Source organism: Sphingomonas paeninsulae (assembly GCF_003660165.1).
GTDB classification, from domain to species: domain Bacteria; phylum Pseudomonadota; class Alphaproteobacteria; order Sphingomonadales; family Sphingomonadaceae; genus Sphingomonas_O; species Sphingomonas_O paeninsulae.
Map to the genome: position 1 here is coordinate 77,937 of NZ_CP032827.1, position 24,982 is coordinate 102,918.

Genomic DNA, 24,982 nt, shown 5'->3' on the forward strand with positions numbered 1-24,982 from the left:
AAATCTTGGTTAATCGGTCAAGCCGATGTGCATGGCGAGGCGTTTGCTGGCACTGGCTGCAATCTCGATGATGCCGGGCTTATCGCGAAGGTCTCCGGCATAGCCGACAGGGTCGGAAAAGCCCTGCCATGGCTCAATACAAACGAAGCCTGCTCCTGGCTTGGTCCACACGCCGAGGGTCGGAAAATCCGCAAAGTCGACCGTCAGGCGCGGGCCTTGCAGTGCCCCGTATTCGATGCGACGGCTTTCAAGCTGGTCGAAGATCAATGCATCATCTACGAACAGATCGTCGCGCAGCTTCAGCGTATTGCCGATAATCGGTGACGTCTGCGGTTCGGGCAGCAGGAAACCTTCCCCGTCGATGCGCCTGACCGGTGCGGGTTCTTCATGCTCGAAGCGAATCACATGTTCGTCGCGCGGCTGACCGTAGGGCAGCGGCCAGCGCAAGGCCGGGTGGAAGCCAAAACTGGCGGGCATAGCGGCGTCGCCCATATTGCTGATGATCGCCTCGATCGTCAGCGTCGCATCGGCTAGAGAGAAGCGGATGTCGAGCTGGAATTCGAACGGGTAGATCGCACGCGTCGTGTCGGAAGCCGCAAGCCGAAAGGTGATCGTATCGGCTGCCTGCTGCACTAAGTCGAACGTCGCGTCCCGCGCGAACCCGTGCTTGGGCATTGTATAGCTGATACCATCCAGCCGGTAGCAGCCCCCCTCGAGTAGCCCGATGACCGGAAAAAGAATTGGCGCTCGGCCTGTCCAGAAAGCAGGGTTGCCATTCCATTGCAAGTCGCGCCCGTCGCTGTCTGTCAGATACTGTAATTCTGCGCCGAGCGCCGAAATACCCGCGCTCAAGCGCCCAGAGGAAATTGTCGTGATGTCGATGCTCATGCGGCGGTCCTGAAGAAATCGGGCTGAATGAAGGCGACAGCCGATGGGTTAACCGCGAGCGTTAAGCTTGGGTCCGCGCGAATTGGGTGAATTCTTGTTCATGAAGCCCAAACACTGCGGACTGCGTGCGGGTTTGCGTAGTGATCTCGAACTACCGGTCGAGATCGTCCCGCTATTCTTTAACGCCAGCCATCGCAGGCCGGTTCGCAGTTTCCGCCAGACGTTAATTGAAAAATTTGCTCATGTGATACGGTAAAGAGATTTATCGGGAAAAGTCGGACGTTGTTCCCAAATTTATTCGCCTTATGCCCATCGTGGTTCAGAAGGGGAGACAATCACCCCCAACGACAGGCGAGGTAATTAGCGATAACACTGATTCCCGCTAATTACTTGCTGGCTCCGGAATTCGCGATCGAGTATCGGTTTTATTTATCAGAGACGCGGCGTCGCGTTTCGGTTCGGTTGAACTCGTAACGCAAAAGGTTGGCATGGCGGAGAATGATGACCTCAATAGCACCGCAGGCATCGATCACGGCGAACTGGATGCGATCGTGGCAGACGCAATCGTCGTGGTGGATCGTGTCCAGTCGCTAGAACCCTATCTTCCGCAGCTTGCACCTGACGATCGCGAGCGGGTCGACGATTATGTTCGCCGCGCCTCGGCCGACGCGACGCTGCGCGCGTACAAGTCGGACTGGCGACTGTTCTGCGCTTGGTGCCAAGAAACCGGGTATCGACCGCTCCCGGCGACGCCCGCAACGGTTGCCGCATTCCTGACGCTGCTCGCCGAGCGCGGGTTCAGTCCGCAGGAACTTCGCCGCACGAAGCGCGGGACCGTGCTGCCGCGCAAGGAACCAGTGCCGCTCGGGCGCGCGACGATCGGCCGCCGGCTTGCTGCGATCGTGTTCGCCCACCGCGCCGCCGACGTCGAGCCGCCGACCTCGCAACCCGACGCGTCGCGGCTTGAGCGCGCGATGCGGGGATTCGCAAGGACAAGCGCGGCGAATTGCCCGGTAAGAAGCGCCCCGCCGATGGCGACGTCTTGCGCGACATGGTGCGGGCGATCGTCGGCAACGATCTGCGTGCGCACCGCGACCGCGCGCTCCTGGCCATCGGGATGGCGGGGGCATTCCGGCGTTCAGAACTGGTGGCGATAACTGTCGCGCACGTGAGCGAGGACAGCCGGGGGCTTCTGGTGCGGATCGCGGCATCGAAGACCGACCAGGAGGGAAAGGGGCACACGGTCGCGATCCCCGATGGGCGCCGGCTCGAACCGGTGTCGCATTATCGCGCCTGGTTGCAAACGGCCGGGGTTACCAGCGGCCCTGTATTCCGCAAGCTGACGCCGCAGGGCCGGATAACAGATAAGCCAATGAGCGCCCAAGGTGTGGCGTTGGTGGTGAAAGCCGCCGCGGTTGCAGCAGGTTACCCGCCCGAGCTGTTCTCAGGCCACTCGCTCCGCGCCGGGTTTCTGACGGAAGCTGGCCGTCAGAACGCCAATCTCTTTAAGATGAAGGAGCACAGCCGCCATTCTTCGCTCGAGATGGTCGCCGAGTACGTTCGGGATCATGAACGGTTTCGCGAACACGCCGGGGAAGGTTTTTTATAAACACAACCAAAGTTCTGACATCCCGCGGTAGTTTGCCATGCAACAATATGCTGAGAGTCTGGTTTCAGACGTTTCTCAAGCGCAGAAAAATAGCACTGCACTAGGAGGCGTCGGACGGTGAACACGGAATGCGCGCAGCCCAATGGGGCCTCGATGACATGGGGGGGGAAGACGTTAGATCACGATTTCCTGTACACCATTTCGAGCCCGATAATTTGTCTCATGTGAAATTCGCCACTCAACCCGCAGCGGTCACCTGTTCTGCCACGTGGCCGCGCCAGAGCGCCGCAAGCAGATCGGTCTGCGTGATCATGCCGATTAGGCGACCGTCAGGGTCGGTCACAATCGCCTCATGAAAGATGCCGCCAGACAAAACAGGCAGGAGCTCATCGATCGGTGTTTCCGAAGAGGTCAGGCATGGTGACACTATCATCACCTGATCGACGGTTCGGTCTGCGCTGGCAAGAAGTTCGGCGTGACCTATCAATCCGACCACATGACCTGTCTCATCGATCACGGGCATCGCCCTCAGTTTGTGGGTCAGCAATCGGTCGCGCGCCTGCTCAACACCCTCACCGCTGATCGCATGGATGACATCGCGCGACATAATGGTTTCACAGCGAATCTCGCCATGTAGACGACGGTGGGCCTGAGCTTCCACCTGGCGGAAAAGTGCGTCCAGATCGTCGCGACTTACGTCGAGCAACTCATCGTAGCGCGCCAGTACGGCGTCAATATCGGCAGACGTGTAACCCACACGATCCTGCGGCGGGCGATCGGTCGTGCCGTGGACGTTGCGGGAAAGCGACTGAACACGGTGGGGGTAATCGTGCCGGGTGGCGTTGTTGAATAGCCATCCGACCGCCAACAAGATCAGGCAGTTCAGCGTGACGGGCACAAATGCGAAAGACCAGCCTGCCGCCGTTATTGCAGGACCACCCAGAACTGCTGTCAGCGCCGCCGCGCCGCCCGGTGGATGAAGGCAGCGGGCCAAGCTCATCACACCGATAGCGCCGGCTACCGCAAAGCCGGCTGCATAGACCGGATCATGGACCAGCATTGCGCAGCCTATCCCGACGAGCGCCGAAAGTGTGTTGCCGCCAACAATTGCCCACGGCTGTGCAAGTGGACTTGCCGGCACCGCAAACAAAAGAACGGCAGAGGCTCCCATTGGTGCAACAAGCGCGGGCAAGCCGACATAATTCCCAAGCCAAATATGGCAGATCAGGCTGGTAAGCATGATGCCACACATCGCACCGAAGCTCGGGCGCAACCATCCAAGCCTCCCGACAGGGGACCAGCGGTTCAATGCGGAGTTCAAAAGAGTGTGGATCGGAATATCCCGGGTGTTGTTAAGTTTTGGTTTTGATTGATCTATCTATCGGTGAACGCACTGCGTCGCACGTTCGAGCGGCTGACCCAATAGTGATTGTTCGGTCTTTCTCTTACGCGTTGAAACCTTTGCTGCCACCAATCTTGAGAGTGAACGGACCCCTAGAAGTGCCGAACAAACTATACGTCCTCGCTTTGGCACGCTGAGTCCGATATCTTGGAACCTCAATCGACGCATACCGTTACCTTACAGAGGCGTAACGAGTTGGAGGGAAAAGTTTGAGCATAAAAAGCCATTGGATCGTCCCATCGCTGATGGGCTTTACTCTTGTTGGATGCACCCCGCTCCCAGCAATGAAACCGCAACAGCTACGGCGAATAATTCAAGTTCTGCCGTTCCTGTTTCTACGGTAAACAGGCTTCCTCAAGAGGAACGTTCGTTAGCCGTAAATGTGCAAGGCACAGCGCCGGTCGGCGTCACGGTGCGCGTCAAGAATATCGAAGTTGGGACAGATGCCACAATCCTCGACGTCAGCGCCTCCTATGGCGGCACGGCAAGCAGCGATGTAACGCTGGCCGGATCACCGACTTATCTTCTTGATGAGCAAGGCAACCGGCTGATGTTGAAACCGCCTCAGGATGATCGAGACCTGCGCATCACCAAAGGGCAGACGATGGACGGAAAGCTCGTTTTTCTGGGCGCCGTTGCCGAGGGCACGAAGGCGGTGAAACTAGTGTTCAACGACAACAATGACGGCAACAGCATCATTGATCCGGGCCTGACCATAGCGCTCCCGCTGGATGACGCGGCCAAGTGAACTTTTTGCGCGTTCACCGCCGCGGCCCCCCGTTTTTACTGCTGCTGATCCTGCTTTCGGGGTGCGAGGGTCGCCCTGTTCCGCGTAGTTTGAAGAATCAGCCGAGCGTGTTCCGGCAAGACTCCGACGCGCCGGACAGTCGGTTTGTGGCTAGCGGTCCGGAGAGTAAATTCGGTGAAGCACTATCTGCCGGATCGACTTTTCGTCTTGCTGAAATTCCGCCGGAAAAACTGCAATCCACTGAGGTGCTTTTGTCCGAGCTCAAGGCGACGCAGACACCGGACCAGTCAATTGCGATCGACCTGCCCACCGATGTACTTTTCGACTTCGACAAGGCGGTCTTGCGGCCTGACGCCAACGAGCCGCTCTCCAGAGCGGCGCAGTTGATCGCCAGCTACCCCGAGGCCCCGTTGCTGGTTAATGGACACACCGATGGCAAGGGAAGCGATGCTTACAATGATCCGCTGTCGATGAAGCGCGCTACTGCTGTGGCTCAGTGGCTAAAGCAGAGTACCGGTCGAACACCTGCCGCAGCCGGACTGGGCAAGCGACACCCGGTTGCACCGAATGTTCAACCGAATGGCACAGATGATCCAGAAGGCCGCCAGCGGAACAGGCGCGTCGAGATCCTGATCCGGCCGCTGGTTCCAATCCGCTGACAGGAGTTTAGCATGCCAAATACTTATATGCGGCCGTCGTTTATTGTCGCAGCATTCCTTGCCGTCGCCGGATGTTCAGCGTCACCCGAAACCGGCCAAACTGATGTTCAGACAGTACCGAGCCAGATTGAGCTTCGAAAGGCGCTGCAAACCTATTTCGACGCTCACCCCGAATGTACTCCGTTTTTCGACATACCTGCCGAGGCGCGGATGGAACAGGGCTCTTACCGGATCAGACAGCTCGACGCTTTCGTTGCAGCGGGCGTTCTTCAACGCACCGGCGAAATCATGAAACCCCATCAGGTGACCGGCGTTCCCGAGCAATATGCCCGCTACATATCGACGCCGTTGGGTGAGCATTCACTGCGCCCTTCAGAAACCAATTCGGCCAGAACGCAGATTTGCTACGGCAAACGCAAGGTAATTTCCGTCACCAGCGGAGGCTTGGATGAAAATTTCCCGGACCGATTGAGCGTTAAATACGATTACCAGCTAATCGACGTACCGGCGTGGACGAGCAGCCGCGCAATCATCGAGTTCTATCCCGGTCTTGGCAAAAGGCTGACGGGTGCCACTGAAAGCGACGGCGAAGACCTGATGCGTGTCAATGGAAGCTGGACGCTGCCAAAGCAGACCGCGTTTGGTTCATTCGATTTCACGCAGGAAGGCCATTGATTGACAATGTTGTCGGTTAGCCGCGCTCATTGGCGAATGAATGAACGCGTCCATATATTTAATATGTGCACCTTTTGGCAGATCAACTCATCCACGCCCCGCTGATTTATCGTTTTACGCGGTCACGGACGATGATCATGCTGGCCGGCACACAGGCGCATTGTTCACTATGCGTCATAAGTTTGCCCGTTGCGATGATCTCGAATGTCTGTGCATCGATATAGCGTACCGGTTCACCATCAAGCAGCGTCATCCTTGAGGTTCCGTGCTGTGCACGCATTCCGTCATCGTCATGCGTCGTAAAAACATGACGATGCTCGACAACGATGAACATCGTGCCGTCCTCGCCGCTACAGCGATGGCGAGCCAACTCTTCGATGATGACCTCAAGCCTCGATGGGCGACATGACTGTCACGATGCGCAACATTCTGTCTTGACCATCGCGGTCAGGCCAGCGGATCGAATTACCCGCCGTCATTCCGATGAGGCCTGCGCCGATCGGTGTCAGGATCGATATGCGTCCAGCCCCAATGTCGGCGTCCTGCGGATACACAAGTTGCACGACGCGGCGCGTGCCTGTCCCTTCGTCGATGAAATCGACCAACGAATTCATCACAACAGTTTCGTCTGGCAGATTTTCCGGCCCGCAAAGCTTTGCACGACCAAGTTCGTCCAAAAGCATTGCCGAGGATTGAGGGTGGCGGGTTTCCGAACGAAGCGCCAGATCCCACAGTGCGTCGCACTCAGCGGCTGAAAGGTGAATGTCCGGACGCAGATCGGCTAAAGATGTGTGTTGTTCCATTGCGGAAACTTTCCATTTATTCGAGGTCGGAAGCGCGCAGCGGCGCAGCATTCCAGTTTTTCAGATCGAATAATCCCGAACCAGGCGGCAGTATGCCAGCCGAAGCTCGGGCTAACGGCGTGAGGCGAGTTGTCCGGCGTGGTCTCGAAAACGCCTGTGTGTTGCTAGAGCCGACATGCACCATAGGTGATGGCCCCCATGAACTAAGTCAAGCCGCCCTTGTGGCCGGATTGCCCCGGCCAGATATCAAATCAATATTTTTACCGTTAATTCAGAGTGACATCGGTGATTACCGTTAGTGATTTGTGGGCAACACCTGTGCGATTGCGGCTGCAGCGCAGAGATCATCATTCGCTGAGCCGCCCGACCCGGCTACGCCGATCCCGCCAATCGTCTCACCTTCGACCACAAGCGGCAATCCGCCGCCAAGTAAAAGCAATTCGGGGACCGTGGTCAGGTTGCCTGCGGTGGGATCAGTCGCAGCGCGCTTGGCCAGTAATGTTGTTGCGGTCTTCGTCGACAATGCCGTGAAGGCCTTTCGCTGTGCCGCGATCGTATTGTGCGGCCCAATATCATCCCCCCTTTGCAGTGCGACGAGATTACCGCCACGATCAACCACAGCGACGACCGAGGCCTTGCCAAGCGCCATGCACTTTTCAATTACCGCCGTGGCCAGCTCATTTGCCAATGCAAGCGAGACGGTCTTGCGATCCAGAGGTGGCGCTGCTGGAACCGCAGCAGCCGCGACCGACGAAAAAAGGGCCAGGACAAGCATGATACGGGTCAGGCTCCTCAGTGGTAAAATTAGCGCCGTGCTCACGCCAAGCCGAGCGCGATCAGCGCGCCCCAACCAACGAGAAATGCCAGCACGACCCAGGTCACGATCGCGCCACTGGCACGGGGCACGTTTGAACGACGCAGATCCATCCCGATCGGATTTGCGATCCGCGCGAGGATAAAAAGCGCAGCAGTCACGGCCAGCGTGATTCCTGCCCCTCTCGCAACCTCGATCAACGCCATCAGAATCAGCACGAAAGGCGCATATTCGACAAGATTGGCATGGGCGCGCATCCGGCCCGCCAGCTTATCATTGCCATCATCACCGATCAGTATCTCTTCGCGCAGTCGCATGCGGAAGATGCGCAGGCCTAGCCACAGGCTGATCGTGCCGAGCGCAGCCGCCGTGATCAGCGTAATGGGCAATGTCATAGCGATCATGCTCAATTCCCGCGATACGTCGAATAACCGTAGGGACTTACAACAACCGGAACGTGATAATGACCTGCTGCATCGGTCACTCGAAACGTCAGCGTAATCTCAGGGAAGAACGGCATGGACGCAGGATCGGGATAGCGCGACATGTCGAACTGCAGGCGATAGATCCCAGAATTGAACATTGATGCATCGCCGAAGCTGCGGATGCGGCCGTCTGCATCGGTCGTAGCCTTGCCAACTTCCTTCCACCGGCCGTCGGCAGTCCGCTTTGCCAATGTCACGGGTACAGCCTTGCCGCCGACGCCACGCGCGAGATCGAGAACGTGAGTGGAAATATCCGCTGCGCCAGCAGGCGTTGCGAACGCTGCGATCAGAGTAGCTGCGGTTAAAATGCTGACTTTCATAGATATATTCCTTCGTTAAAGCTAAATTTTACGCCTGGACTAGAGATTTGCGAGCCTTGACCGATCAATCGGAACGGTGGCTCCACGCTGGATTAGGCGGCGCGCACATGATGGTGCGGCGACGGCCGCGGCCGGAGTTTCTGCATCGACAACCACGAAAGTCGCATCGTCGCCCGCCGCTAATCCATATCGCTCAAGCCCGAGCACATTTGCCGCTACTGACGTGGCCATATCGAGCGCGACTGCCAGATCGGCGTCGCTTAAAAACCCCGAACGGTAACCGATCAGCATCGCGCGACCAAGCATGTCGGCATCCCCGTATGGCCACCACGCATCCCGAATATTGTCGTTGCCCGAAAACACGCGCACGCCAGCAGCACGTAGCATCAGAATTGGCGGGAAGGGCCGATCTCCCGGCGCGTTGGTCATGATAGAAACGCCCGCCTCTGCCAGAATGTCGGCAGTGCGCGCTGCTTCGTCGCTGCCAACTTCGCCGAGTGCGTAAGCATGGCTCACCGCCACTTTGCCGTACATGCCTTCAGCCGAAGTGCGCGAGGCGATCCGGCGCAGCTGTTCTATGCCCTGGAGGCCCGGTTCATGCAGATGGATGTCGATCTGCGCGCCGTGCCGCCCGGCAACGCCAAAGACGATGTTTAGATGCGCATCTGCATCGCCATCGAACGTTGTTGGGTCGAGGCCACCAACCACACTGGCTCCCTCGCGCATAGCGGCATCAAGCAGGTCTGCGGTACCCGGCGACGAAAGAATGCCTGCCTGCGGAAACGCAACCAGTTCGACGCTGACCCGGTCATGCCACCGCTCACATGCCTCCATCACTGCATGAAGAGTGCTCAGGCCCAGCGTTGCATCGATGTCGACATGGCTGCGCATTGCAACCGTACCGAAGCCGTGCGCGCGGGCGAGCAGCGCCTCTGCACGTTCGATTATGGGCAGCGCATCGGCGAGCAAGTCTTTTTCAATCGCAAGGCGCGCGCCGAGACTGTCGGCAGTCACATGTGAGTGCCAGCGATCACCGACGAAACTCTTGTCAAGGTGCACATGGCCATCAACGAATGCCGGCAATACCAGCAAGCCGTGAAGATCTACGACCTCAATCTTGTCGTCCCGTCCTACCATTGCAATGTCGCAGAACCGACCATCGCGCACTGCCAGATCGCGGCGGACACCGTCCGGCGACACAGCATTAATAAACAGTCGGGTATTGGCAGGTTCGGGCAAGATCATTTCCAAATGGCGCGTACGTCACATGGCAATTTCGACCATTATTTACGAATGATATGTTTAAATGCACATCATTCGGTATTGGAATGAAATGCTCCTTGATCCCAGACTGCTCCGCACTTTCGTTGCAATCGTTGAAACCGGCAGTTTTACGCTGGCGGCCAAGCGCCTTAATTCGACGCAATCGACCGTCAGCCAGCATCTTGGTAAACTGGAGACGGCAGTCGGTCATCGATTGATTGAGCGGGCGGATAGACCAGTCGGACCCACGCCGGCGGGCGGGCGGCTGCTCGGTTATGCGCGGCGATTGTTGGCATTGCAGGATGAGGCGAAGGCGATACTCGCCGATCCTGCTGGCACAACAACAATCCGCATCGGTGTGCCTGACGACATCGTCAACTCGGCGATGAGCCGACAGTTTGCACAATTTGCCGAGCGCCACCGCGAAATCCGGCTCGATGTGACAACAGGCCTTAGCCGTGATCTCACCAGGCGGTTTCGTGCCGGAGAGTTCGATATCGCGATCGTCAAGGAAGCAGTGCCTAGCGGCGATGCGCGTGCCAGCTTTGCTGAACCGCTCGCCTGGTTCGAAGCCACCGATCGGGCGCAGCCCTGGCCCGATCCTATTCCTCTCGTCACATTTCCGCCAGGTGGTTTGTATCGTGACCTGATGATCGAGCGGATCGAGCGTGCGCAGATGCGCTGGTATATCGCATTTACCGGCAACAGTCTGGGTAGCGTTCTTTCGGCGGTCGAGGCCGGCCTTGGATTATCCGTTATACCAAACAGCACGACGGCATCCCATGCCGTACAGATTAGCACAATATTTCCGGCGGAACCGCCACTCGTGCTGTCAATATATGCGTGGGAACCCGGCGGTACGACTGGCGAACTCGTCAATGCGATGACGAACACCCTGTTCGGTCGATCAAAATGATTTCTCGCGCATGAGGCAGAGGCATGGATATGAGCCTTGGCAGGACCGGTGAACGGCATGCCTTACTTTCGGGCTTGAGTCTCTTGTGTAAAACCTGGCCCAAGTTGACATAATGAAAAGGAAGGCTTCATGACGCAGCCGTCAGCAGCCGTGACCTTTGTTATTTTGAGGATACTTGGGTGGAGCAGGTCGGCTTATGCTGCCTCACGGATATTTCTCCTCTTGTGAGGATAGGCCGGGCTCACCCGAGTACCCTCGCATTGCCTGTGTAGGACGAACTAACCTCGACTACCAAGCGGACATAGAGTCTTACCAAATATCAGAAACAAGCTGCCTATTGCTGCCAGCAGCTTTCTTGAGCCAAGGCTGGATCAGGCGTTGCCGTGCACCCCGTCAAGGCAGGGTTGATCCGTTTTGTCGATCTCATGGCCGCGAACGATCGCCATGCGAAGTTTTCTCATTGCGTTGACCGTGTTGACCATCCTCCCCCGAGGGCCAAAAAAAGCGCAATCTGATCGCGATTGATGTCGGTGTGCGCAGCTGTAACGGCTTGCTCGGCGATGATCCGACTGCGCTGGGCATCCAGAGCAACCAGACCTCCCAGCTTGCCACCCCGCCGCAAAACGGCCGTTCGTTCGGAAACCTGCACCGCGCTATCTCGTGCCGCTTTCAAATCTTCCAGTCGCACAAGATCGGCAGCGTAGTTGTTCAGTGCGCTTTCCACTTCCCGCAGGGCGCTCAGCACCGTGCCGTCAAAGGTTGCAAGGTTAGCGCGCGTCTGCGCCTCGCTCTGTGCAATCCGCGCCCGAATTGTGCTTCGGTGCAGGTTCCAGCTGATCAATGGGCCAATGCCGAACCGATTGGTCAATGATGACAGCAGGTCTGCCGCAGCGCCGGTGGAGCCAATCGAAGCTCCGAGTTTGATGTCGGGATAAAGCGCAGCCGTTGCGATACCGATCCGTGCCGTCGCCGCAGCCAATCGGCGTTCGGCCGCGCGAACATCGGGTCGCCGCTTGAGCAGTCCCTGTCCGTCCCCAATCGGCATCAGCGAGGACAGCACCAACGGCGCGTGGCATTCGAGCAGGCCGTGATCGAATTCTGCAGGTACCTGTCCGATCAACGACACAATGCGAAAAACAGCGTTCCGCTGGCCTGCTTCCATGCGGGGCAAGCGCGCCCTGGTGTTTGCCAGCAGGCTTAGCTGGCGATCCTGCTCGAACTTCGGCGCACGGCCATGCGCAATCATCAGGCGTGTGAGGCGTAGGTCTTCCTCCAGTACAGCAATTAGCTGGCGAAGGTCCGCGATCTCGTGCCCGGCGTTGCAGGCATCGGCATAGGCCTGGGCTGTCTGGGCCGCGACGTTGATCCGAACCAGATCGCGGGCGGCAACCGCGGCTTCGTCCTCGGCGGTGGCTGCCTCGACACCGCGCCGGATCCCGCCAAACAGGTCAAGGTCGTAGCTGATCGAAAGCCCGCCATTGTAGATCTGATGTTCCGGCGGTTGAACATGTTGCATGACCGCTTCTGCTGAAGGCTGCGCCCAGCTCGTCTCCAGATTTGCGGCGCCTCCAACCTCGCGCCCAGTTCGTGCCTCCGCGAGCAGCGCGTCACTGCGCTGAAGATTGGCTTCGGCAATCCGCAGATCGGTGTTGGCGATGAGCGCTTGTTCGATCAGACGGTTCAAAACCTGGTCGTCGAATAACTTCCACCATTGATCGGGCAGCGGCTCGTTCGTGGTCCCATGCCCGCCGGATATAAACGCGCCCTGCCCTTTTGGCACGTTGACGAGGGCCTCGTCCGGCACTCCGTAATTCGGGCCTACGGTTGCGCAGGCGGACAGGGAGATGAGCGCGAGAGGCACCAGCAACCGGCGAGCATTCACCATGGCAGGCTCCGGCGAACAGGCACATCACCAGCGCGGGCATGAACGATCACGGTCGCCGTTTGGCCTGGGATCAGCCGGACATTACTGGGCACTTTGTCGATTTTGATTCGCACAGGAATGCGTTGCGCCAATCTGACCCAGGTGAAGGACGGGTTGACGTTGGCAAGTTGTGCTTCCCCTCCGGCGCGTTCCCGATCTTCGACCCCTGCGGCGATGCTTTCGACATGACCGGTGATTTCGTCGGCGATGCCCATCAGGTAAACGCTCGCGGGATCGCCGAGATGGATAGCGGGCAATTTCGTTTCCTCGAAATACCCCTCCACCCGCAGCGACTGGCCATAGACAAGCGCGACCGCTGGCTTTCCGGCGTTCAGGTAGACGCCAGGCTGTAGAGTCATGTTCGACACCGTCCCATCGACGGGCGCACGGACATAGGTCCGATCCAGATTGAGCCGTGCCAGATTGCGCGCGGCAATGGCCTGATCCAGTCCAGTCCTTAGGGCATCCACCCGCGCCCGCCCCTGCTCGATCACCTCCGCAGCCAGCAACTCGGCCATCGAACGATTGCGACGATCCTCCCGCGCCGCCTGCGCCAGCGTCACCCGCTGGGTCGCCAGATTCGCGTCAGCCTGATCGAGTGCCAGCTGATAGCGCGGGCGGTCGATGACCAGCAGGATCTGGCCCTTGCGAACGAACTCATCGTCACGGATGCGTACTTCGGTGACAAGCCCACTGACATCTGCGGCGACCGGCACGAGATCGGCCCGAACCTTGCCGTCGCGCGTCAGCGGCTCAACCTGGTAGCGCATCCACAAGGCGTGGATTGCTGCAAGCACGATACAGATCACCAGCGCGGTGACCGCTGTACGCAGAAGGGAACGACGACCGATCATATCAGGATACCAGGGCACGGGAGAGGAAATTGTCGGCAAGGAAGGTGAGAGCCCACCAAAGCGTCGCGAACAGCGCCAGCTCGAGAACGCCCGGGTGCCAAAGCAATTGGGAGAAAGGGAGGCGCTGCAGCAGATTGCGAAGACAATAAGCAAGAACCCCCGCTACAACCGCCCAGACGAGCGCAGCTGGCATGTAAACACCAAAGAGATGCAGTTCCTCGATCATCGCGCGCGCGCACTCTCGAAAGGCAGCGCTGCCGGGAACAGGTTGCACCGCATACCGACGAGCGCCAACAGCGCTTGATGGCGTGGCGCAAGCTGCGCGCTCGCAAGCATATCGTCGATTGCTGCATCGATCGCCTCAAGCAAAGACGCCGGGGGTGACACGGCTTCACTGGCTTGCCGGCGCGCGCGAAATAAGGAGGATGTCTCAGACAGCACCATGCCGAGGGCGTGACGGATGTCATGCGGCACGGCGACCAGCGCGCGCCGGATCGGGATGATGTTCCGGCCGATACGCAGGTCAGCCAGACCATCGGCCTCGTGCAGCGCATCGCCGGCCGGTGCAACCGCCATACGCGCAGCGATCTGTCCCAGCCGGTCGACGGCCAGGCCCGTCCAGCGTTCGGCTTCGAACGGTCTGCGAATGTTAGCGAGTTGCTCGAGGTCAGCCCAATTTCCAAGCACGATCCGGCGCGCCGTCCACAGTACATTGGTCGAACGAAACAACTTGGTCACGGCGAGCGTCGTCACGACACCCCCCACCTGGGCAAGCCCGGTGTTGATGAACACGGCAAAGTCCGCCTGAAAGCGCGCCAGAAAACCAAGGCCGACGATGAAACAGGAAAACATCGGTAAAGCCCGTGCGGACCGCGGGGGGTCCGCCTGGATATAGCCCATCCAGAGCAACGCTGGCGCAAGAGTGACGATTAGCATTCCGTAGCCATCGACGCGTGGCAAGATCACAAACAAATAGAGCGCCGCCAGCGGGAATGTCATCAGCGTCGCGCCAAGGTAACGACCAATCACGGGCGCCGGGTCGTCCTGCACCGCGAACGAGCAGGTGATTAGCGCGGCAAAAGCAGCCGTGGCCGATCCATTGGGCCAGGCCAGGAGAATCCACACCGCGCAATAGAGCGCGATCGCCGTGGCCGTTGCGAGACCAGCAAGCGCCGCGACGCTATGGTCCCGCGCAAGTGGGTAACTTTCGCGAACCGTTTCTGGCGTGACAGCCTGTGGCCCTTCGTGCGCACCCCCAATTTGCTGGACGAGCCGGCGGCTGTCATCCAGCGCCTCCAGAAATTCAGCTACCCGCTCGCAGACGCTGACGACCAAAAGCCCCTCCCAGTCGGCGGTTTGTTCATGAAGGGCTGCCAGGGATCGACACCGATCAACAAGCGCATGCTCAACAGCGCCGGGCGTGTCGATCACTCCGCCAAGCCAGAGGATGACGTCGTCGATCAACGCCTCAAGCGGGGCGTCGAGCGGCGAAATCCCCCGCAGAAGGTCGAGCCGGTTTGCTGCAGCCGATGCCAATGGAAGCACCGTTGCCAGACGTTCTTGCAGGCTCAAGACCAACCGTCGCGTTGCTGGCGCCGCGCGTTGATCGAAAGGAAGGTGAATGGCGATCATGCCGAGTTCGGTCACGTCGGCGGCAAGGGTCCGACGATGTTCATATTCCAGCGACGTATGGCGGCTTCTCAGCGCCTCGGCGGTCCAGCGCGAAGCGTGCGCGAGAAAAGCTTCTGCCTTGCTGCGGATGACCGGAGTGGCGCTCCATGGCTGGAGCAGAGCGTGTGCGATCGAAACGCACACGATGGCCACCGTCATTTCCTCGACCCGGGATATGGTTGTGGTGAAGATATTACCCGGGTCGTCGAGATAAGGAAAACTGATCACGGCTGAGCTGAACGCTGCCATCTGGAAAAGGAAGGCACGTGGCGTACGGTCGAGAACGGCAAGATAGATGCAAAAGCCTGTCCAGGCCGCCAGGCACAATATCAGAAGCTCGGGCGAATTCTGCAGGTTCGGAACCAGCGCGACCGTAACCACAGCACCCGTCACTATACCGCCCAGCCGATAAAAGATCTTGGGCCTGAAGGCCCCTGCCATAGGTTGCGCGGTGACGTAGACGGTGAGAAGTGCCCACCATGGGCGCGGCAAACTTGCGGAAAAGGCTATCGCAAGCGTAGCCGCTGCAGCAATATAACTGCTGAAGGAAAAGAGAAACTTCTGAGAGTCGATCGCGAAGAAGGGCTGCGCTGCGCCCGCGCTAGTCTTTACTGGCATGATATGGCTATCGCGTCGCTGTACAGACCGACGGCAAAACCGAAGGTCATTGTGAGAACATCGTCCGAAGACGAGCGCCTATTGCCTCACGGAGGCCTGCCGCCGAAGTTCAAAATATTTATGGCATGGCGCAAATATTTTGCGGTACGTATTTCTCGCAGTTGGAGTAGATTTGGAAAATTAAATTCAACGCAGGTGGGAAAGCGTAAATAGGAGCGTTATGGCCACACCAAAAGCAAGGATCATCACTCCAGAAATGCGCATTGCATAGCGGGCGTGATCTTCGTCGGTCAGCGGTTGCAAGTGGGCCGGCGCTTGGCTTTCATGGCGGAGCACTGGACACCATCGGCGCACCAGATCCTGACGGAATGCCAGATGGAATCCCAGAACGATCAGAACTAGCCCCATCAGATCGATGATTATGACAGCTGTGGGCATGGCTCGCGTCCTTTTTCCTTGAGGTCGAATTTGGCGGTGAGCCGTCGCTTCAACATGCGGACAATCCTGCGATCAAATTCCTTTCACCTTCGAGTCCGGCCCAGAGACGCAGCAGGCCATCGCCGATGCTAGCAATTTGGCGGCCTCATCACATAGTTTAAAGAAAAACAGGTGGTTACAGCCATTTTAAAAGATCGACGAGCAACGGCTTGAGCCGAATAACCTCGTCCCGATGCGTTTCGGATAGGCTGGCGAGCAACACTTCCGCTTTGTCGGTGAGTTGCAAAATCGACCGGCGGCGATCGCTCGTTGTTTCTTGTCGCGTGACAAGTTCAAGCACTTCTAACCGGTCGATCAACCCGCTGGCGCTATGAGGCTTCATAACAAGCCTTTGCGCGATATAGCCCACCGTCACTTCTTCGGGTGATGCCGCGCGGATCGCGAGTAACGCCTGGTGCTGTTGCGGCGTTAAGCCAACTTCAGCCGCTTTTGATTCACTGAATGCCTGAAAACGCCGCAACGTATGCCGAAATTCGGCCAGCGCGACATAGTCCTGGTCCGTCAAGCTGCCGCTTCTTGTCATCGTTCGTCCGCTCGCTGTTGAACAGTATCGCATTGCGACATAAAAGGGCCATTCTCTGAGTTCAAAGGTGTTTCATGACGTTCGCAACGGCACGCATAACAGAAAGTCATCGACTGGCCGATCATAGTGCGAACTGGCGTATGCTCATGCTGGGTGCGATGGCCGTCGTCGTCGGAACGGGCGGCGCGATCGGCGCGTGGACGCTGCTTCGTTTGATTGCCATTGCCACCAACCTGTTCTGGTTCGGACGGTTTTCTGCGCAACCCGCCGCAATTACTGAAACGACGATCGGACTCTGGATCATCGCCATTCCGGTCATCGGCAGTCTGATCGTTGGCCTGATGGCACGCTATGGCTCTGACAAGATCCGCGGCCACGGCATCCCCGAAGCGATCGAGACGATCTTGTTCGGCGAAAGCCGGTTGTCGCTAAAGGTTGCGTTGCTCAAACCTCTTTCGTCGGCTGTGTCTATCGGCAGCGGCGGCCCGTTCGGAGCCGAGGGGCCGATCATCATGACGGGTGGCGCGATAGGCTCGCTTTTTGCGCAGTGTTTCCATCTGAGCGCCGCTGAACGCAAAACGCTGCTCGTTGCAGGGGCCGCCGCCGGTATGACCGCAGTTTTTGGCACTCCGATGGCGGCTATACTGCTCGCGATCGAGGTGCTGCTCTTCGAATGGAAACCGCGCAGTTTCGTGCCGGTGGTCGTCGGCGTAATCGTCGCTTTCGCATGGCGGCCGTGGATGATCGGCAGCGGAGCGATGTTTTCTTTCGTTGCACTGACGCCGTCGGGACTATGGCCTATCGGCGCCGCCGCCTGTGTCGGTATTCTTGTCGGTCTAGAGGCTACATTACTCTCAACATTCCTGTACCGCATCGAGGACCTGTTTCATCGGCTGCCCGTCCATTGGATGTGGTGGCCAGCGCTTGGTGGCGTCGTGGTCGGCATCGGTGGATTGATCGATACGCATGTGCTTGGTGCGGGCTATCCCAGTATTCAGGCTTTGCTCGACGGGTCGCTGGCGATGCGGGTCGTGCTGGCACTCCTTGTGGTCAAGGGGATTGTCTGGCTCGTGGCGTTGGGTTCGGGAACGTCGGGCGGCGTCCTTGCCCCCTGCTTATACTCGGCGGAGCGGCCGGCAGTTTGATCGGGCATTTCCTGCCGGGTGGCTCGGGTTTATGGGCTATGATCGGCATGGCGGGCATAATGAGCGGCGCAATGCGCGCACCCATCACGGGCGCACTTTTTGCCGTCGAGCTGACCGGCCATTTCGAGGCCCTGCCGCTCGCTATCACGGCGGCGGCGTCCGCTTATGCCATAAGTGTACTCCTGATGCGCCGCTCTATCCTTACCGAAAAAATCGCTCGGCGGGGACGTCATATCCTTCAGGAATATAGTGTCGATCCCCTCGATCTCGTTCAGGCGGACCAGTTGATGACGCATAATCCGGCAACGCTCCCGGGTGACATGTCGCTCCGCGAAGCAGGTGTTTTTTTTGAAGAAGATGCCAAGCATCGCAGCTATCCCGTTGTGGATGCCGATGGCGTTTTGCTCGGCCTTGCCTCTCGAACCGACGCACTACGCTGGCAGATCGACGATCGGATGATTGAAACCAGTCTGGCTGAGACGCTTTCCGATGCGTCGCTGTTGGTCGCCTATCCCGAAACGCCGATCGGGGTTGTCGCCGACCTAATGGTGGACTCGGGGATTGGCCGCATTCCGATTGTCGATCCGGGCAGTCGCCGTGTCCTCGGCATCCTCTCACGACAGGACTTGTTGAAAGCGCGCAGCGCGCATCGACAGTCTGAAACCAGTCGATCAGGCTTCGTGAAACGACCACAGGCTGGCGCGATAGCCTGATACGCAACCGAACCGCTTCAAACTCGGTGAGTTATTGAAAAACCCTGCCGTAAACGGACACGCTCACTCCTGCTGCCTCGTCAATAAAAGCCTTTCCTCAACTTCGAATGCCTCGTCATCATTGCTTTTTTCCGCAAGCCGGCGTGCCCCTGGATTTACCGTATTCCGTTTCTCTCCCAGCGGGTGAGACCGTTGGTCGTTGGCTCGTGAATAGCCCGCCCCCATCTGAGGCCCATCGGTCGCCAAAACTAAGGCGGCAACAGGGATAATAAATACAATCAGCAACGTGAAGATGTCTCCGGTCATAACCGTGGCAGAGCTTAGTAAATAAAGAAACAACCCGACACATGCGAAGACAACCACCAAAATAACATAGCGAAAGTATAAAAGTTCTACACGGTAGGAAGGACGTCTCATTTTACATGCGATCTCTTGTCGGTGAAAATGGGTTTTGCTACCCGGGAAATTAAAACATTCCCAGTAAATAGAATGTTTTTATCCGATTAAGGCGGATAGTATTATGTTCCTTTAAGCTATTTGAAATAGTCTTCTCAAGCGGTTTGCTAAGACTAGACTGGTGAGGTGGAAACCGTTTTTAGACCTGCTTCCGGATCTTAGCTAGACGGAGTGCTGTCCCCGTTTCTTGAAAACGCTACCACCACAGGCCACATACTCGCGTCGATGATCGGCGGCATTTTCTGACTTCGGTGCTTCTCCGACTTTATCATGCTTCGCCAAAAGCGAAAAATTCGGACAGACAAAGCTAATGGAATGATGATCATTCCCATAAAGAGAAGCCTGCCCGGCTCGCCAATGATTCCGGCCGCCTTTATGAATTTCAATACAGCCAGAACGACCACCGTCAAAACGAAAGCGGTTGCCATTCGAATTGCAAATGTGCTCGACCGATTGATTTCATGCGACCTTTTGAAAGTCGTTCGGTTGCGCGAGTTCATTTCGTGTAACTCCTCACAAACGATAATCTGCCTATTAAACTCGCCAGCCAAACGAGTATTTTTGATCAGATAGCGCAAAGATCTTGTATTTAAACTTGAGATGAAAAGGCAATTTCGAGTGTGGTGAAGTCGTTTCTCCACAAACTTTCTGTGCTTCGACGGCAAAAATATTCTGTTGCGCAGGCCCTTAGGAAAGGGAACGATCATGCACTGAACGATATCCCATAGTCATATGGTCATTGGAGAAAAACATGAAGGTTTCGGAGATCATGACTCGGACTGTTATTACCGCGTGCCCCAGAGACACTGTTCAAGCCATCGCACAGACAATGGCGGACAGAGACGTCGGATGGCTCCCCGTTATGGACGGCGAAACCCTCGTGGGGATAGTTACAGATCGCGACATTGTGACGCGTATGGTTGTCACGGGAAGATCATCGTTATGCGCCATCCGCGACGCTATGACTTCACCGGCCAAATCGTGTCTTGCAGAAGATAGCGTTGAGAGCGTCGTTCGATGGATGGGCAAACAACAGGTTCGCCGCGTCCCGATTGTCGATGCCTCCGGCAGACTCGTCGGTCTCGTTTCACTAGCGGATGCGGCGAAGCACGCCGAGGCTTCATCGACAAGCTTAGCTCTGGAGAAAATCGTTCGTCCCGGCGGCGAGCATAATCAACGTTCTTTTCACCCGACCACCTTCGCCAACTGAGTTCGAGTTCTCCGCCCCCGTGTCCCCTGAGATTTTCAAAATTCTCATTTTGACCAATAAACAAAGTTGTATTATATCGCATTACGAGATAGTTTGAACGCCTAAACAGGGTTCCTGTTTTCCGGGAAAACTTGTTTCACACGGTCCGAAAGGCGGGTTTGTGATTCAGCTGTTAATTATCTTGCTTCAGGTTATCGGGGATCTAGTTGGCGGCGCTGCCATTGCAGCGGCGGTGTCCTGGGCTCTCTGGAACCTCTTTAAAGTCACTCACCATCCGGAACTGGGGCCGGTCGCCGGATTTCTCATCGTGGCAACCATTCTTTTAGCAACCCATCAAGGGACTCGAATGCTGCCGATTATCACGATCTTCAGCCTGATTTCGATTTTCTGCGGATGGTCAGAGGGAAGCGTTTGGCGGAGCCGGATAGATGCGCAAAAAACAAAGTACAAGGTTATTAAGGTGGCTGGGATGCATCGATCGCCTTGAATTTACGGGTTGCGATCGTTGGACTCCGCAGAGCGCAACGTGAAATTTGTGCGCCGAGCAAACAAAGCGTGTTTGGTAAAACCGTTATGTCAATCGAAGCCGCTTCCGGACAGAAGAGCAAATCTGTTGAGTCGATATTCACTTGATTTGAAGGAATAAAGCCATGCAACCAAGTCCGCGTAAATATCCTGCAATTGTAGCATGCATGAATAATGCACGGTTGCCAGAAAAACGCGAGATTGAACTCGTTGCTGCACGGATCTGGGCCGAAACCAAGAATGCAGGCGCGCCAGAATGGGCAAATCTTTTCCCAGGGTCAGCCGATCATCGGAAAATCATCCGTATTGCTTTGGCGGCACTCGGCGTCAAAGGTAAAAAAGCCGTTGTGATGATGGCTCGTGGCGGAGCAACAAACTAGCAAGAGCCCACCATGATGCATTGAGAACGTGTGGACTGCCAGAATTGGCAAGGGTATCGAAGCTATGGCCGACCTTATGGTCCAGTCCGGTCTGCTGGATACGGATCGTGGGCCCCCGCAGTCGCCGCCCCCTCCGGATCGTTTCCCGCAATGTAATTGCAAGCGAGCAACGCCAATCGCCAGACGGATAGGGTCACCCACGCTTTATCGCAACAACTGCTTGGGTTGGAAAAGCTACTCTGCAGGGAAATTCGGTGCACTTCCTGCACTGGGGAGATCAGTGTTTATCGAAAGCCCGGCTAACAGTCATCCCTGTGACGCGAACACCATCCCCGTGCAGGCGCGTCGTCCATATGATGTCTGCGGGATAATAATCATCGACCGTGACCCGTTGGGCGTAAATACACTCCATGATCGAAGGGTGAAGACGTTGCATGTTGCAGCGCGCACCGGCCCGTTCCAAAGTCGCTCGAGCATCGGAAAGAGGCGTGCCAACCGGTATTGCAATAAGCGCGACGGCTTGCGCTGCTGGCATCCGGCCCTCTTCGCCAAAAGAAGATTCGATGTCCTCGAACCGTAACGCAGAACCAACCCCAAGGCTCGGAGCCATTGGAATGAGCTATGGAAGTGGTAGTCATTCCCATAGCTAATCCTCCTACCAGTTGCAGGAATAGATTCGGATAGAGCATCAATTACGCACTTGCCAACGTGCGCTTAGGCGATGCAGCGATGTCTTCGGCTGTCTCATTGATCAGGATTGCAAGTTTTGCGCCTGCGTAGAAAACATTTGGTAGGTGCCATACGCGGCCGACAACATAGTTCCTATTATCTATTTCGAGTTCTTCGCCGCGAGCAGGAATGGCGTCGAAATACATCGTTCCTTTGAACTTTGCAGTGTCGACGTCGGCACCATGATATACGGTGATGAGCACCTTTTTTTCTCCTAAACAGAGTGTTGATGGGCAAATTTGTTGAATGGCGGCCATTAAAGCGGCTATGACCTCGCCTTGGCCCGCGCGTGGCTGCGTAGACATGCCGCTGATATCGCCAGCGGTTCCAGATCATGATTTGCCGATACTGCCTCGTCGCCGCGCGGGCCGTAAACCCAAACGTGACCACGCAGACCAGCATCAGCTTCAATCCAATGACCTATCGGAACAAGCGTCATCGCTGCATTCTTATCCGCGGAATAGCGCAGTGCACGGATGCGGCTGCCGTCGCCATGGCGCCAAACCGCAATCTCGAGCGGGTGCAGATCCGCCAGGCCGGGAAACATGGCGCGGGCGATCCGCGCGTCGAGTTCGCGGTCCGCTGCGGAGGCACCCTCGCAAAGTTGGGCGAGCTCGCCATATTCTCGGGATAAGTCCAAGCCCCTTGCGCACAGAGCGTCCGATCGTTCACAGGATATTCTGATAGTCATCGTCATCGTCACTCACGACACCGGCGCCACCCGCATAAATCCCAGAGACAGGGGCGCAGACTCTCTGCAAGAGCCCATCCCCAATAGCGTAAATGAGCCCATGCACCGTCAGATCGTAGCCATCCTCCCATGCCTGCTTGACCAGCGGATTGGCGCAGAGCTTCTCGACCTGGGAAACGACATTAAGTTCGCAAAGTCGGTCTTCCCGCGCTTGTTCGTCTGGCAAGGCATAGAGCGTGCCACGATGCTGCCAGCACAAGGCCCGAACAGGCGCGAGCCACATTCCGACGGCATCATTTGCTAAAGCTTTCCGGGACGCGCGAATGCCCCCGCAGCAATAATGGCCTACGACAAGGATATGTCGAACGCGCAGTACGTTAACGGAGAACAGGAGGGCGGCGTTGAAATTGACATCGTTCGCCGGCGCAAGATTTGCGATGTTGCGGTGGACGAACATTTCGCCCGGTTCGAGATCGACGATTTCTGTTGCAGGCACGCGACTATCGGAACATCCCACCCAGAAATATTGCGGACTTTGCTGGCCGACGAGCCGTTCGAAAAAATGTGGATCGGTCAGAGTCTTGCGATTCGCCCAGCGCCGATTCCGTTCAAACAGATCAGCGATGCCATCGCTACCAGTTAGTTCTGATACCTCATTAAGCTGCGGCGGGGCGACCATCTGCCATGCCTTCCTCGAGATCAACAATCCGCAAATAGGGCTTGAGCGTTTTGTAGCCTTGCGGAAATTGCCGTGCGGCTTCCTCATTCGACAGATTCGGGGACACGATAACCGGCTGTCCGGGCTGCCAGTTCACGGGCGTGGCTACGCTGCGACGATCGGTCAGTTGCAGGCTGTCGATCGTTCGCAGGACCTCGGCAAAATTGCGTCCCGCGCTCGGCGGATAGGTGAGGATCAGCCTGACCTTTTTGAGCGGATCGATGACGAAGACGGAGCGGACGGTGACGGCCGGGTCGCTTTGCGGATGAATCATGCCATAAAGCTGAGAAACCGTTCGATCGTTATCGGCGAGCATCGGAAAGTTGACCTTTTGCCCTTGTGTCGCTTCGATATCGGCCTCCCAGATCCGGTGCGCCTCGACAGGATCGATCGACAACCCGATAACCTTGACGTTTCGACGGCGCCACTCGGGTCGGAGCCGTCCAACCTCAGCCAGTTCTGTCGTGCAAACCGGCGTGAAATCCTTGGGGTGACTGAAGAGCACGCCCCACGAACCTCCTAGCCAATCATGAAAGCCGATACGTCCTTCAGTGCTGTCCTGCACGAAATCCGGCGCGATCTGCCCGAGCTGAATGGTCATGCTCATTCCTCATTCTGATAAGGCCTCCTTATCCCAGCTCTCCGTGCCCCTAACAAACGAATGTTATTGATTGTTTGTAGCGATATTATTGCGGTTAATGGATCAAGCGACTATTGGGCTTGGTCGGCCCGTGCCGCGCCCGCGCCGTCGAGATTGCGCGAAACGAAATCCCAGTTGATCGCTTTGGCGAGCAGCTCTTCGGCAAACTTCGGCCGCGCATTGCGGTAGTCAATATAATAAGCATGTTCCCAGACATCGATTGTCAGCAACGGGGCCATGCTGTTTACGATCGGTGTATCGGCGTCGTGAAGCGATGTGATCCTGAGATTGTCTCCTTCGAGGATCAACCAGGCCCAGCCGCTCGCGAAATGGCTGACCGCCTCGGCGGCCAGCTTCTCGATCAACCCCTGTTGCGAGCCAAACCCACTCTCGATCATCGTTCTGAGTTTTCCCGATGGTTTGGTCGCGTCGACCGGCGCCAGACACTGCCAGAAGAAGCTGTGGTTCCAGACCTGGGCCGCGTTGTTGAAAAGCGGCTTGTCACCGCGTTCGTTCGCAAACTCCACGATGTCGATGATCGTTTTGCCGGCCAGGCCCTTTTCGTCGATCCAGCCATTGACCTTATCGATATAGGCCCTGTGGTGCTTGCCATGATGAAAGTCGAAGCTTTCTGCCGAAAGCACGGGTTCAAGCGCGGACTTGTCAAAGGGGAGTTCGGGAAGCGTAAATGCCATGGCAATATTCTCCTTTTAGAATAATGAGTGAGTATGATGGAGGATTTTTTGTCGAGCCACCATGTCGCGCTTGTCTGAGGTGAGGCGCAGCCATTGCTCGTGTTCCGAAAGGGACAGCCAGATCAATCTTTTGATCAATCAATGGGTTCAACGGGCGCTTTTGAGGATGGTGCGCCGCTGCGATGACGGGATATCCTGCAAAACAGCTCCTGGGCCCCGTTGCCTGCGAGCCCGAAAGTCGCGAGCGGGACAATGATCACAATTGCCATTGTAACAGTATCTTCGCTCACGATTTTGCTCGCGCAAAGCCAATATATCAACTGCCACCCTCCAGCACACAGTAGTGTCAGAATGATCGGCCATATCCGCCGATAAGGACCCGACGACCTCTCCGGCCGGATTGGCCCGGG

At 57.1% G+C, this 24,982-nt stretch carries 30 protein-coding genes and 1 pseudogene; 10 read left to right on the forward strand and 21 right to left on the reverse strand.

Translation table 11 applies throughout. The features are described from left to right. Positions 1–9: 9 nt before the first annotated feature. Positions 10–888 carry an aldose 1-epimerase family protein gene (locus D3Y57_RS00380; protein WP_121150320.1) on the reverse strand — a complete coding sequence of 293 codons (879 nt, stop codon included), beginning with the start codon at positions 886–888 and terminating at the stop codon, positions 10–12. A 488-nt stretch (positions 889–1,376) separates the two neighbouring features. Here D3Y57_RS00380 and D3Y57_RS20535 point away from each other — a divergent pair, with 488 nt between their 5' ends. Together D3Y57_RS20535 and D3Y57_RS20540 are read left to right on the forward strand one after the other, a co-directional pair. Then, positions 1,377–2,045 (forward strand): hypothetical protein, encoded by a 669-nt coding sequence (locus tag D3Y57_RS20535; protein ID WP_239025707.1) that lies wholly within the window; start codon positions 1,377–1,379, stop codon positions 2,043–2,045. After that, the gene (locus D3Y57_RS20540; protein ID WP_347400358.1) at positions 2,006–2,497 is read left to right on the forward strand and encodes a site-specific integrase; all 492 of its coding nucleotides are present in this window, start codon (positions 2,006–2,008) and stop codon (positions 2,495–2,497) included. Before D3Y57_RS20535 ends, D3Y57_RS20540 begins: the two co-directional genes overlap by 40 nt. 238 nt (positions 2,498–2,735) lie before the next feature. Here D3Y57_RS20540 and D3Y57_RS00390 read toward each other — a convergent pair whose 3' ends face one another. Next, entirely contained in the window at positions 2,736–3,770 is a 1,035-nt protein-coding gene (locus D3Y57_RS00390; RefSeq protein WP_239025708.1) for an HPP family protein, read from the reverse strand. A 355-nt stretch (positions 3,771–4,125) separates the two neighbouring features. Between D3Y57_RS00390 and D3Y57_RS00395 the strand changes: the two genes are divergently transcribed. The 3 genes from D3Y57_RS00395 to D3Y57_RS00405 all read left to right on the forward strand — a co-directional run bounded on the left by D3Y57_RS00395 (position 4,126) and on the right by D3Y57_RS00405 (position 5,981). Next, positions 4,126–4,647, forward strand: a complete 522-nt coding sequence (locus D3Y57_RS00395; RefSeq protein WP_162986841.1) for a hypothetical protein — start codon at positions 4,126–4,128, stop codon at positions 4,645–4,647. A 107-nt stretch (positions 4,648–4,754) separates the two neighbouring features. Then, on the forward strand, positions 4,755–5,306 hold the full coding sequence (locus tag D3Y57_RS00400; RefSeq protein ID WP_239025709.1) for an OmpA family protein: 552 nt from the start codon (positions 4,755–4,757) through the stop codon (positions 5,304–5,306). Positions 5,307–5,318: 12 nt separating this feature from the next. Continuing rightward, positions 5,319–5,981, forward strand: coding sequence for a hypothetical protein (locus tag D3Y57_RS00405; protein WP_121150324.1), 663 nt, complete (start codon positions 5,319–5,321; stop codon positions 5,979–5,981). A 106-nt stretch (positions 5,982–6,087) separates the two neighbouring features. Here D3Y57_RS00405 and D3Y57_RS00410 read toward each other — a convergent pair whose 3' ends face one another. The 6 genes from D3Y57_RS00410 to D3Y57_RS00435 all read right to left on the reverse strand — a co-directional run bounded on the left by D3Y57_RS00410 (position 6,088) and on the right by D3Y57_RS00435 (position 9,642). After that, positions 6,088–6,315 (reverse strand): hypothetical protein, encoded by a 228-nt coding sequence (locus D3Y57_RS00410; RefSeq protein ID WP_121150326.1) that lies wholly within the window; start codon positions 6,313–6,315, stop codon positions 6,088–6,090. 52 nt (positions 6,316–6,367) lie between these two features. After that, positions 6,368–6,784, reverse strand: coding sequence for a nucleoside diphosphate kinase regulator (gene rnk, locus D3Y57_RS00415; RefSeq protein WP_121150585.1), 417 nt, complete (start codon positions 6,782–6,784; stop codon positions 6,368–6,370). Positions 6,785–7,079: 295 nt separating this feature from the next. Next, on the reverse strand, positions 7,080–7,559 hold the full coding sequence (locus tag D3Y57_RS00420) for a GlcG/HbpS family heme-binding protein (protein ID WP_205590029.1): 480 nt from the start codon (positions 7,557–7,559) through the stop codon (positions 7,080–7,082). 41 nt (positions 7,560–7,600) lie between these two features. Then, positions 7,601–8,002, reverse strand: a complete 402-nt coding sequence (locus tag D3Y57_RS00425; RefSeq protein WP_239025710.1) for an MAPEG family protein — start codon at positions 8,000–8,002, stop codon at positions 7,601–7,603. Between the two features lie 2 nt (positions 8,003–8,004). Next, on the reverse strand, positions 8,005–8,403 hold the full coding sequence (uraH, locus tag D3Y57_RS00430; RefSeq protein WP_121150328.1) for a hydroxyisourate hydrolase: 399 nt from the start codon (positions 8,401–8,403) through the stop codon (positions 8,005–8,007). Positions 8,404–8,442: 39 nt separating this feature from the next. Continuing rightward, entirely contained in the window at positions 8,443–9,642 is a 1,200-nt protein-coding gene (locus tag D3Y57_RS00435; protein ID WP_239025711.1) for an amidohydrolase family protein, read from the reverse strand. 67 nt (positions 9,643–9,709) lie between these two features. On the opposite strand from D3Y57_RS00435, the gene D3Y57_RS00440 reads away from it, so the two are divergent. Continuing rightward, positions 9,710–10,582 (forward strand): LysR family transcriptional regulator, encoded by an 873-nt coding sequence (locus tag D3Y57_RS00440; RefSeq protein ID WP_239025712.1) that lies wholly within the window; start codon positions 9,710–9,712, stop codon positions 10,580–10,582. A gap of 457 nt (positions 10,583–11,039) precedes the next feature. Here the strand turns inward: D3Y57_RS00440 and D3Y57_RS00445 are convergent, their stop codons facing one another. The 6 genes from D3Y57_RS00445 to D3Y57_RS00470 form a co-directional block, all read right to left on the reverse strand. Further along, positions 11,040–12,467, reverse strand: a complete 1,428-nt coding sequence (locus D3Y57_RS00445) for an efflux transporter outer membrane subunit (RefSeq protein WP_121150332.1) — start codon at positions 12,465–12,467, stop codon at positions 11,040–11,042. After that, complete coding sequence (locus tag D3Y57_RS00450; protein WP_121150334.1) at positions 12,461–13,360, reverse strand: efflux RND transporter periplasmic adaptor subunit; 900 nt, start codon at positions 13,358–13,360, stop codon at positions 12,461–12,463. The genes D3Y57_RS00445 and D3Y57_RS00450 overlap by 7 nt, the downstream gene beginning before the upstream one ends. A gap of 1 nt (position 13,361) precedes the next feature. Continuing rightward, positions 13,362–13,586, reverse strand: coding sequence for a DUF1656 domain-containing protein (locus D3Y57_RS00455; protein WP_121150336.1), 225 nt, complete (start codon positions 13,584–13,586; stop codon positions 13,362–13,364). Then, positions 13,583–15,649, reverse strand: coding sequence for an FUSC family protein (locus D3Y57_RS00460; protein WP_121150337.1), 2,067 nt, complete (start codon positions 15,647–15,649; stop codon positions 13,583–13,585). The genes D3Y57_RS00455 and D3Y57_RS00460 overlap by 4 nt, the downstream gene beginning before the upstream one ends. Before the next feature lie 186 nt (positions 15,650–15,835). Further along, complete coding sequence (locus D3Y57_RS00465; protein WP_121150339.1) at positions 15,836–16,087, reverse strand: hypothetical protein; 252 nt, start codon at positions 16,085–16,087, stop codon at positions 15,836–15,838. 175 nt (positions 16,088–16,262) lie between these two features. Next, positions 16,263–16,670, reverse strand: a complete 408-nt coding sequence (locus tag D3Y57_RS00470) for a MarR family winged helix-turn-helix transcriptional regulator (RefSeq protein WP_121150341.1) — start codon at positions 16,668–16,670, stop codon at positions 16,263–16,265. Positions 16,671–16,744: 74 nt separating this feature from the next. Here D3Y57_RS00470 and D3Y57_RS00475 point away from each other — a divergent pair. Beyond that, positions 16,745–18,528, forward strand: a pseudogene (locus D3Y57_RS00475) (chloride channel protein). A 63-nt stretch (positions 18,529–18,591) separates the two neighbouring features. Here the strand turns inward: D3Y57_RS00475 and D3Y57_RS00480 are convergent. After that, on the reverse strand, positions 18,592–18,945 hold the full coding sequence (locus tag D3Y57_RS00480) for a hypothetical protein (protein WP_162986842.1): 354 nt from the start codon (positions 18,943–18,945) through the stop codon (positions 18,592–18,594). Between the two features lie 808 nt (positions 18,946–19,753). Here D3Y57_RS00480 and D3Y57_RS00490 point away from each other — a divergent pair. The 3 genes from D3Y57_RS00490 (at position 19,754) to D3Y57_RS00500 (ending at position 21,099) form a co-directional block, all read left to right on the forward strand. Beyond that, the gene (locus D3Y57_RS00490) at positions 19,754–20,194 is read left to right on the forward strand and encodes a CBS domain-containing protein (protein WP_277873292.1); all 441 of its coding nucleotides are present in this window, start codon (positions 19,754–19,756) and stop codon (positions 20,192–20,194) included. 160 nt (positions 20,195–20,354) lie between these two features. Further along, entirely contained in the window at positions 20,355–20,681 is a 327-nt protein-coding gene (locus tag D3Y57_RS00495; protein ID WP_121150350.1) for a hypothetical protein, read from the forward strand. Between the two features lie 163 nt (positions 20,682–20,844). Beyond that, a complete protein-coding gene (locus tag D3Y57_RS00500; protein ID WP_162986843.1) occupies positions 20,845–21,099 on the forward strand; it encodes a hypothetical protein in 255 nt (84 codons plus the stop codon). A gap of 277 nt (positions 21,100–21,376) precedes the next feature. On the opposite strand, the gene D3Y57_RS00505 is transcribed toward D3Y57_RS00500, so the two are convergent. From D3Y57_RS00505 to D3Y57_RS00530, 6 genes are all read right to left on the reverse strand, one after another. Further along, entirely contained in the window at positions 21,377–21,634 is a 258-nt protein-coding gene (locus tag D3Y57_RS00505; RefSeq protein WP_162986844.1) for a hypothetical protein, read from the reverse strand. A 157-nt stretch (positions 21,635–21,791) separates the two neighbouring features. After that, positions 21,792–22,085 carry a hypothetical protein gene (locus D3Y57_RS00510; protein ID WP_162986845.1) on the reverse strand — a complete coding sequence of 98 codons (294 nt, stop codon included), beginning with the start codon at positions 22,083–22,085 and terminating at the stop codon, positions 21,792–21,794. 8 nt (positions 22,086–22,093) lie between these two features. Continuing rightward, complete coding sequence (locus D3Y57_RS00515; protein ID WP_121150358.1) at positions 22,094–22,468, reverse strand: hypothetical protein; 375 nt, start codon at positions 22,466–22,468, stop codon at positions 22,094–22,096. Between the two features lie 28 nt (positions 22,469–22,496). Then, a complete protein-coding gene (locus D3Y57_RS00520) occupies positions 22,497–23,198 on the reverse strand; it encodes a carbonic anhydrase (protein ID WP_121150360.1) in 702 nt (233 codons plus the stop codon). Continuing rightward, entirely contained in the window at positions 23,176–23,838 is a 663-nt protein-coding gene (locus D3Y57_RS00525) for a peroxiredoxin (RefSeq protein ID WP_121150593.1), read from the reverse strand. Before D3Y57_RS00525 ends, D3Y57_RS00520 begins: the two co-directional genes overlap by 23 nt. A gap of 110 nt (positions 23,839–23,948) precedes the next feature. After that, the gene (locus tag D3Y57_RS00530; RefSeq protein ID WP_121150362.1) at positions 23,949–24,572 is read right to left on the reverse strand and encodes a superoxide dismutase; all 624 of its coding nucleotides are present in this window, start codon (positions 24,570–24,572) and stop codon (positions 23,949–23,951) included. Between the last annotated feature and the right edge of the window lie 410 nt (positions 24,573–24,982).

Coding starts and splice junctions, on each gene's coding strand:
- D3Y57_RS00445 (WP_121150332.1), bottom strand. CDS start 12,467: ATGGTGAATGCTCGCCGGTTGCTGGTGCCTCTCGCGCTCATCTCCCTG.
- D3Y57_RS00455 (WP_121150336.1), bottom strand. CDS start 13,586: ATGATCGAGGAACTGCATCTCTTTGGTGTTTACATGCCAGCTGCGCTC.
- D3Y57_RS00490 (WP_277873292.1), top strand. CDS start 19,754: ATGACTCGGACTGTTATTACCGCGTGCCCCAGAGACACTGTTCAAGCC.
- D3Y57_RS00440 (WP_239025712.1), top strand. CDS start 9,710: ATGCACATCATTCGGTATTGGAATGAAATGCTCCTTGATCCCAGACTG.
- uraH (WP_121150328.1), bottom strand. CDS start 8,403: ATGAAAGTCAGCATTTTAACCGCAGCTACTCTGATCGCAGCGTTCGCA.
- D3Y57_RS00530 (WP_121150362.1), bottom strand. CDS start 24,572: ATGGCATTTACGCTTCCCGAACTCCCCTTTGACAAGTCCGCGCTTGAA.
- D3Y57_RS00510 (WP_162986845.1), bottom strand. CDS start 22,085: ATGGCCGCCATTCAACAAATTTGCCCATCAACACTCTGTTTAGGAGAA.
- D3Y57_RS00460 (WP_121150337.1), bottom strand. CDS start 15,649: ATGCCAGTAAAGACTAGCGCGGGCGCAGCGCAGCCCTTCTTCGCGATC.
- D3Y57_RS00500 (WP_162986843.1), top strand. CDS start 20,845: ATGCAACCAAGTCCGCGTAAATATCCTGCAATTGTAGCATGCATGAAT.
- D3Y57_RS00470 (WP_121150341.1), bottom strand. CDS start 16,670: ATGACAAGAAGCGGCAGCTTGACGGACCAGGACTATGTCGCGCTGGCC.
- D3Y57_RS00450 (WP_121150334.1), bottom strand. CDS start 13,360: ATGATCGGTCGTCGTTCCCTTCTGCGTACAGCGGTCACCGCGCTGGTG.
- D3Y57_RS00405 (WP_121150324.1), top strand. CDS start 5,319: ATGCCAAATACTTATATGCGGCCGTCGTTTATTGTCGCAGCATTCCTT.
- D3Y57_RS00480 (WP_162986842.1), bottom strand. CDS start 18,945: ATGAGACGTCCTTCCTACCGTGTAGAACTTTTATACTTTCGCTATGTT.
- D3Y57_RS00420 (WP_205590029.1), bottom strand. CDS start 7,559: ATGCTTGTCCTGGCCCTTTTTTCGTCGGTCGCGGCTGCTGCGGTTCCA.
- D3Y57_RS00525 (WP_121150593.1), bottom strand. CDS start 23,838: ATGACCATTCAGCTCGGGCAGATCGCGCCGGATTTCGTGCAGGACAGC.
- D3Y57_RS00505 (WP_162986844.1), bottom strand. CDS start 21,634: ATGCCAGCAGCGCAAGCCGTCGCGCTTATTGCAATACCGGTTGGCACG.
- D3Y57_RS00520 (WP_121150360.1), bottom strand. CDS start 23,198: ATGGTCGCCCCGCCGCAGCTTAATGAGGTATCAGAACTAACTGGTAGC.
- rnk (WP_121150585.1), bottom strand. CDS start 6,784: ATGGAACAACACACATCTTTAGCCGATCTGCGTCCGGACATTCACCTT.
- D3Y57_RS20535 (WP_239025707.1), top strand. CDS start 1,377: ATGGCGGAGAATGATGACCTCAATAGCACCGCAGGCATCGATCACGGC.
- D3Y57_RS00465 (WP_121150339.1), bottom strand. CDS start 16,087: ATGCCCACAGCTGTCATAATCATCGATCTGATGGGGCTAGTTCTGATC.
- D3Y57_RS20540 (WP_347400358.1), top strand. CDS start 2,006: ATGGCGGGGGCATTCCGGCGTTCAGAACTGGTGGCGATAACTGTCGCG.
- D3Y57_RS00380 (WP_121150320.1), bottom strand. CDS start 888: ATGAGCATCGACATCACGACAATTTCCTCTGGGCGCTTGAGCGCGGGT.
- D3Y57_RS00410 (WP_121150326.1), bottom strand. CDS start 6,315: ATGTTCATCGTTGTCGAGCATCGTCATGTTTTTACGACGCATGACGAT.
- D3Y57_RS00425 (WP_239025710.1), bottom strand. CDS start 8,002: ATGATCGCTATGACATTGCCCATTACGCTGATCACGGCGGCTGCGCTC.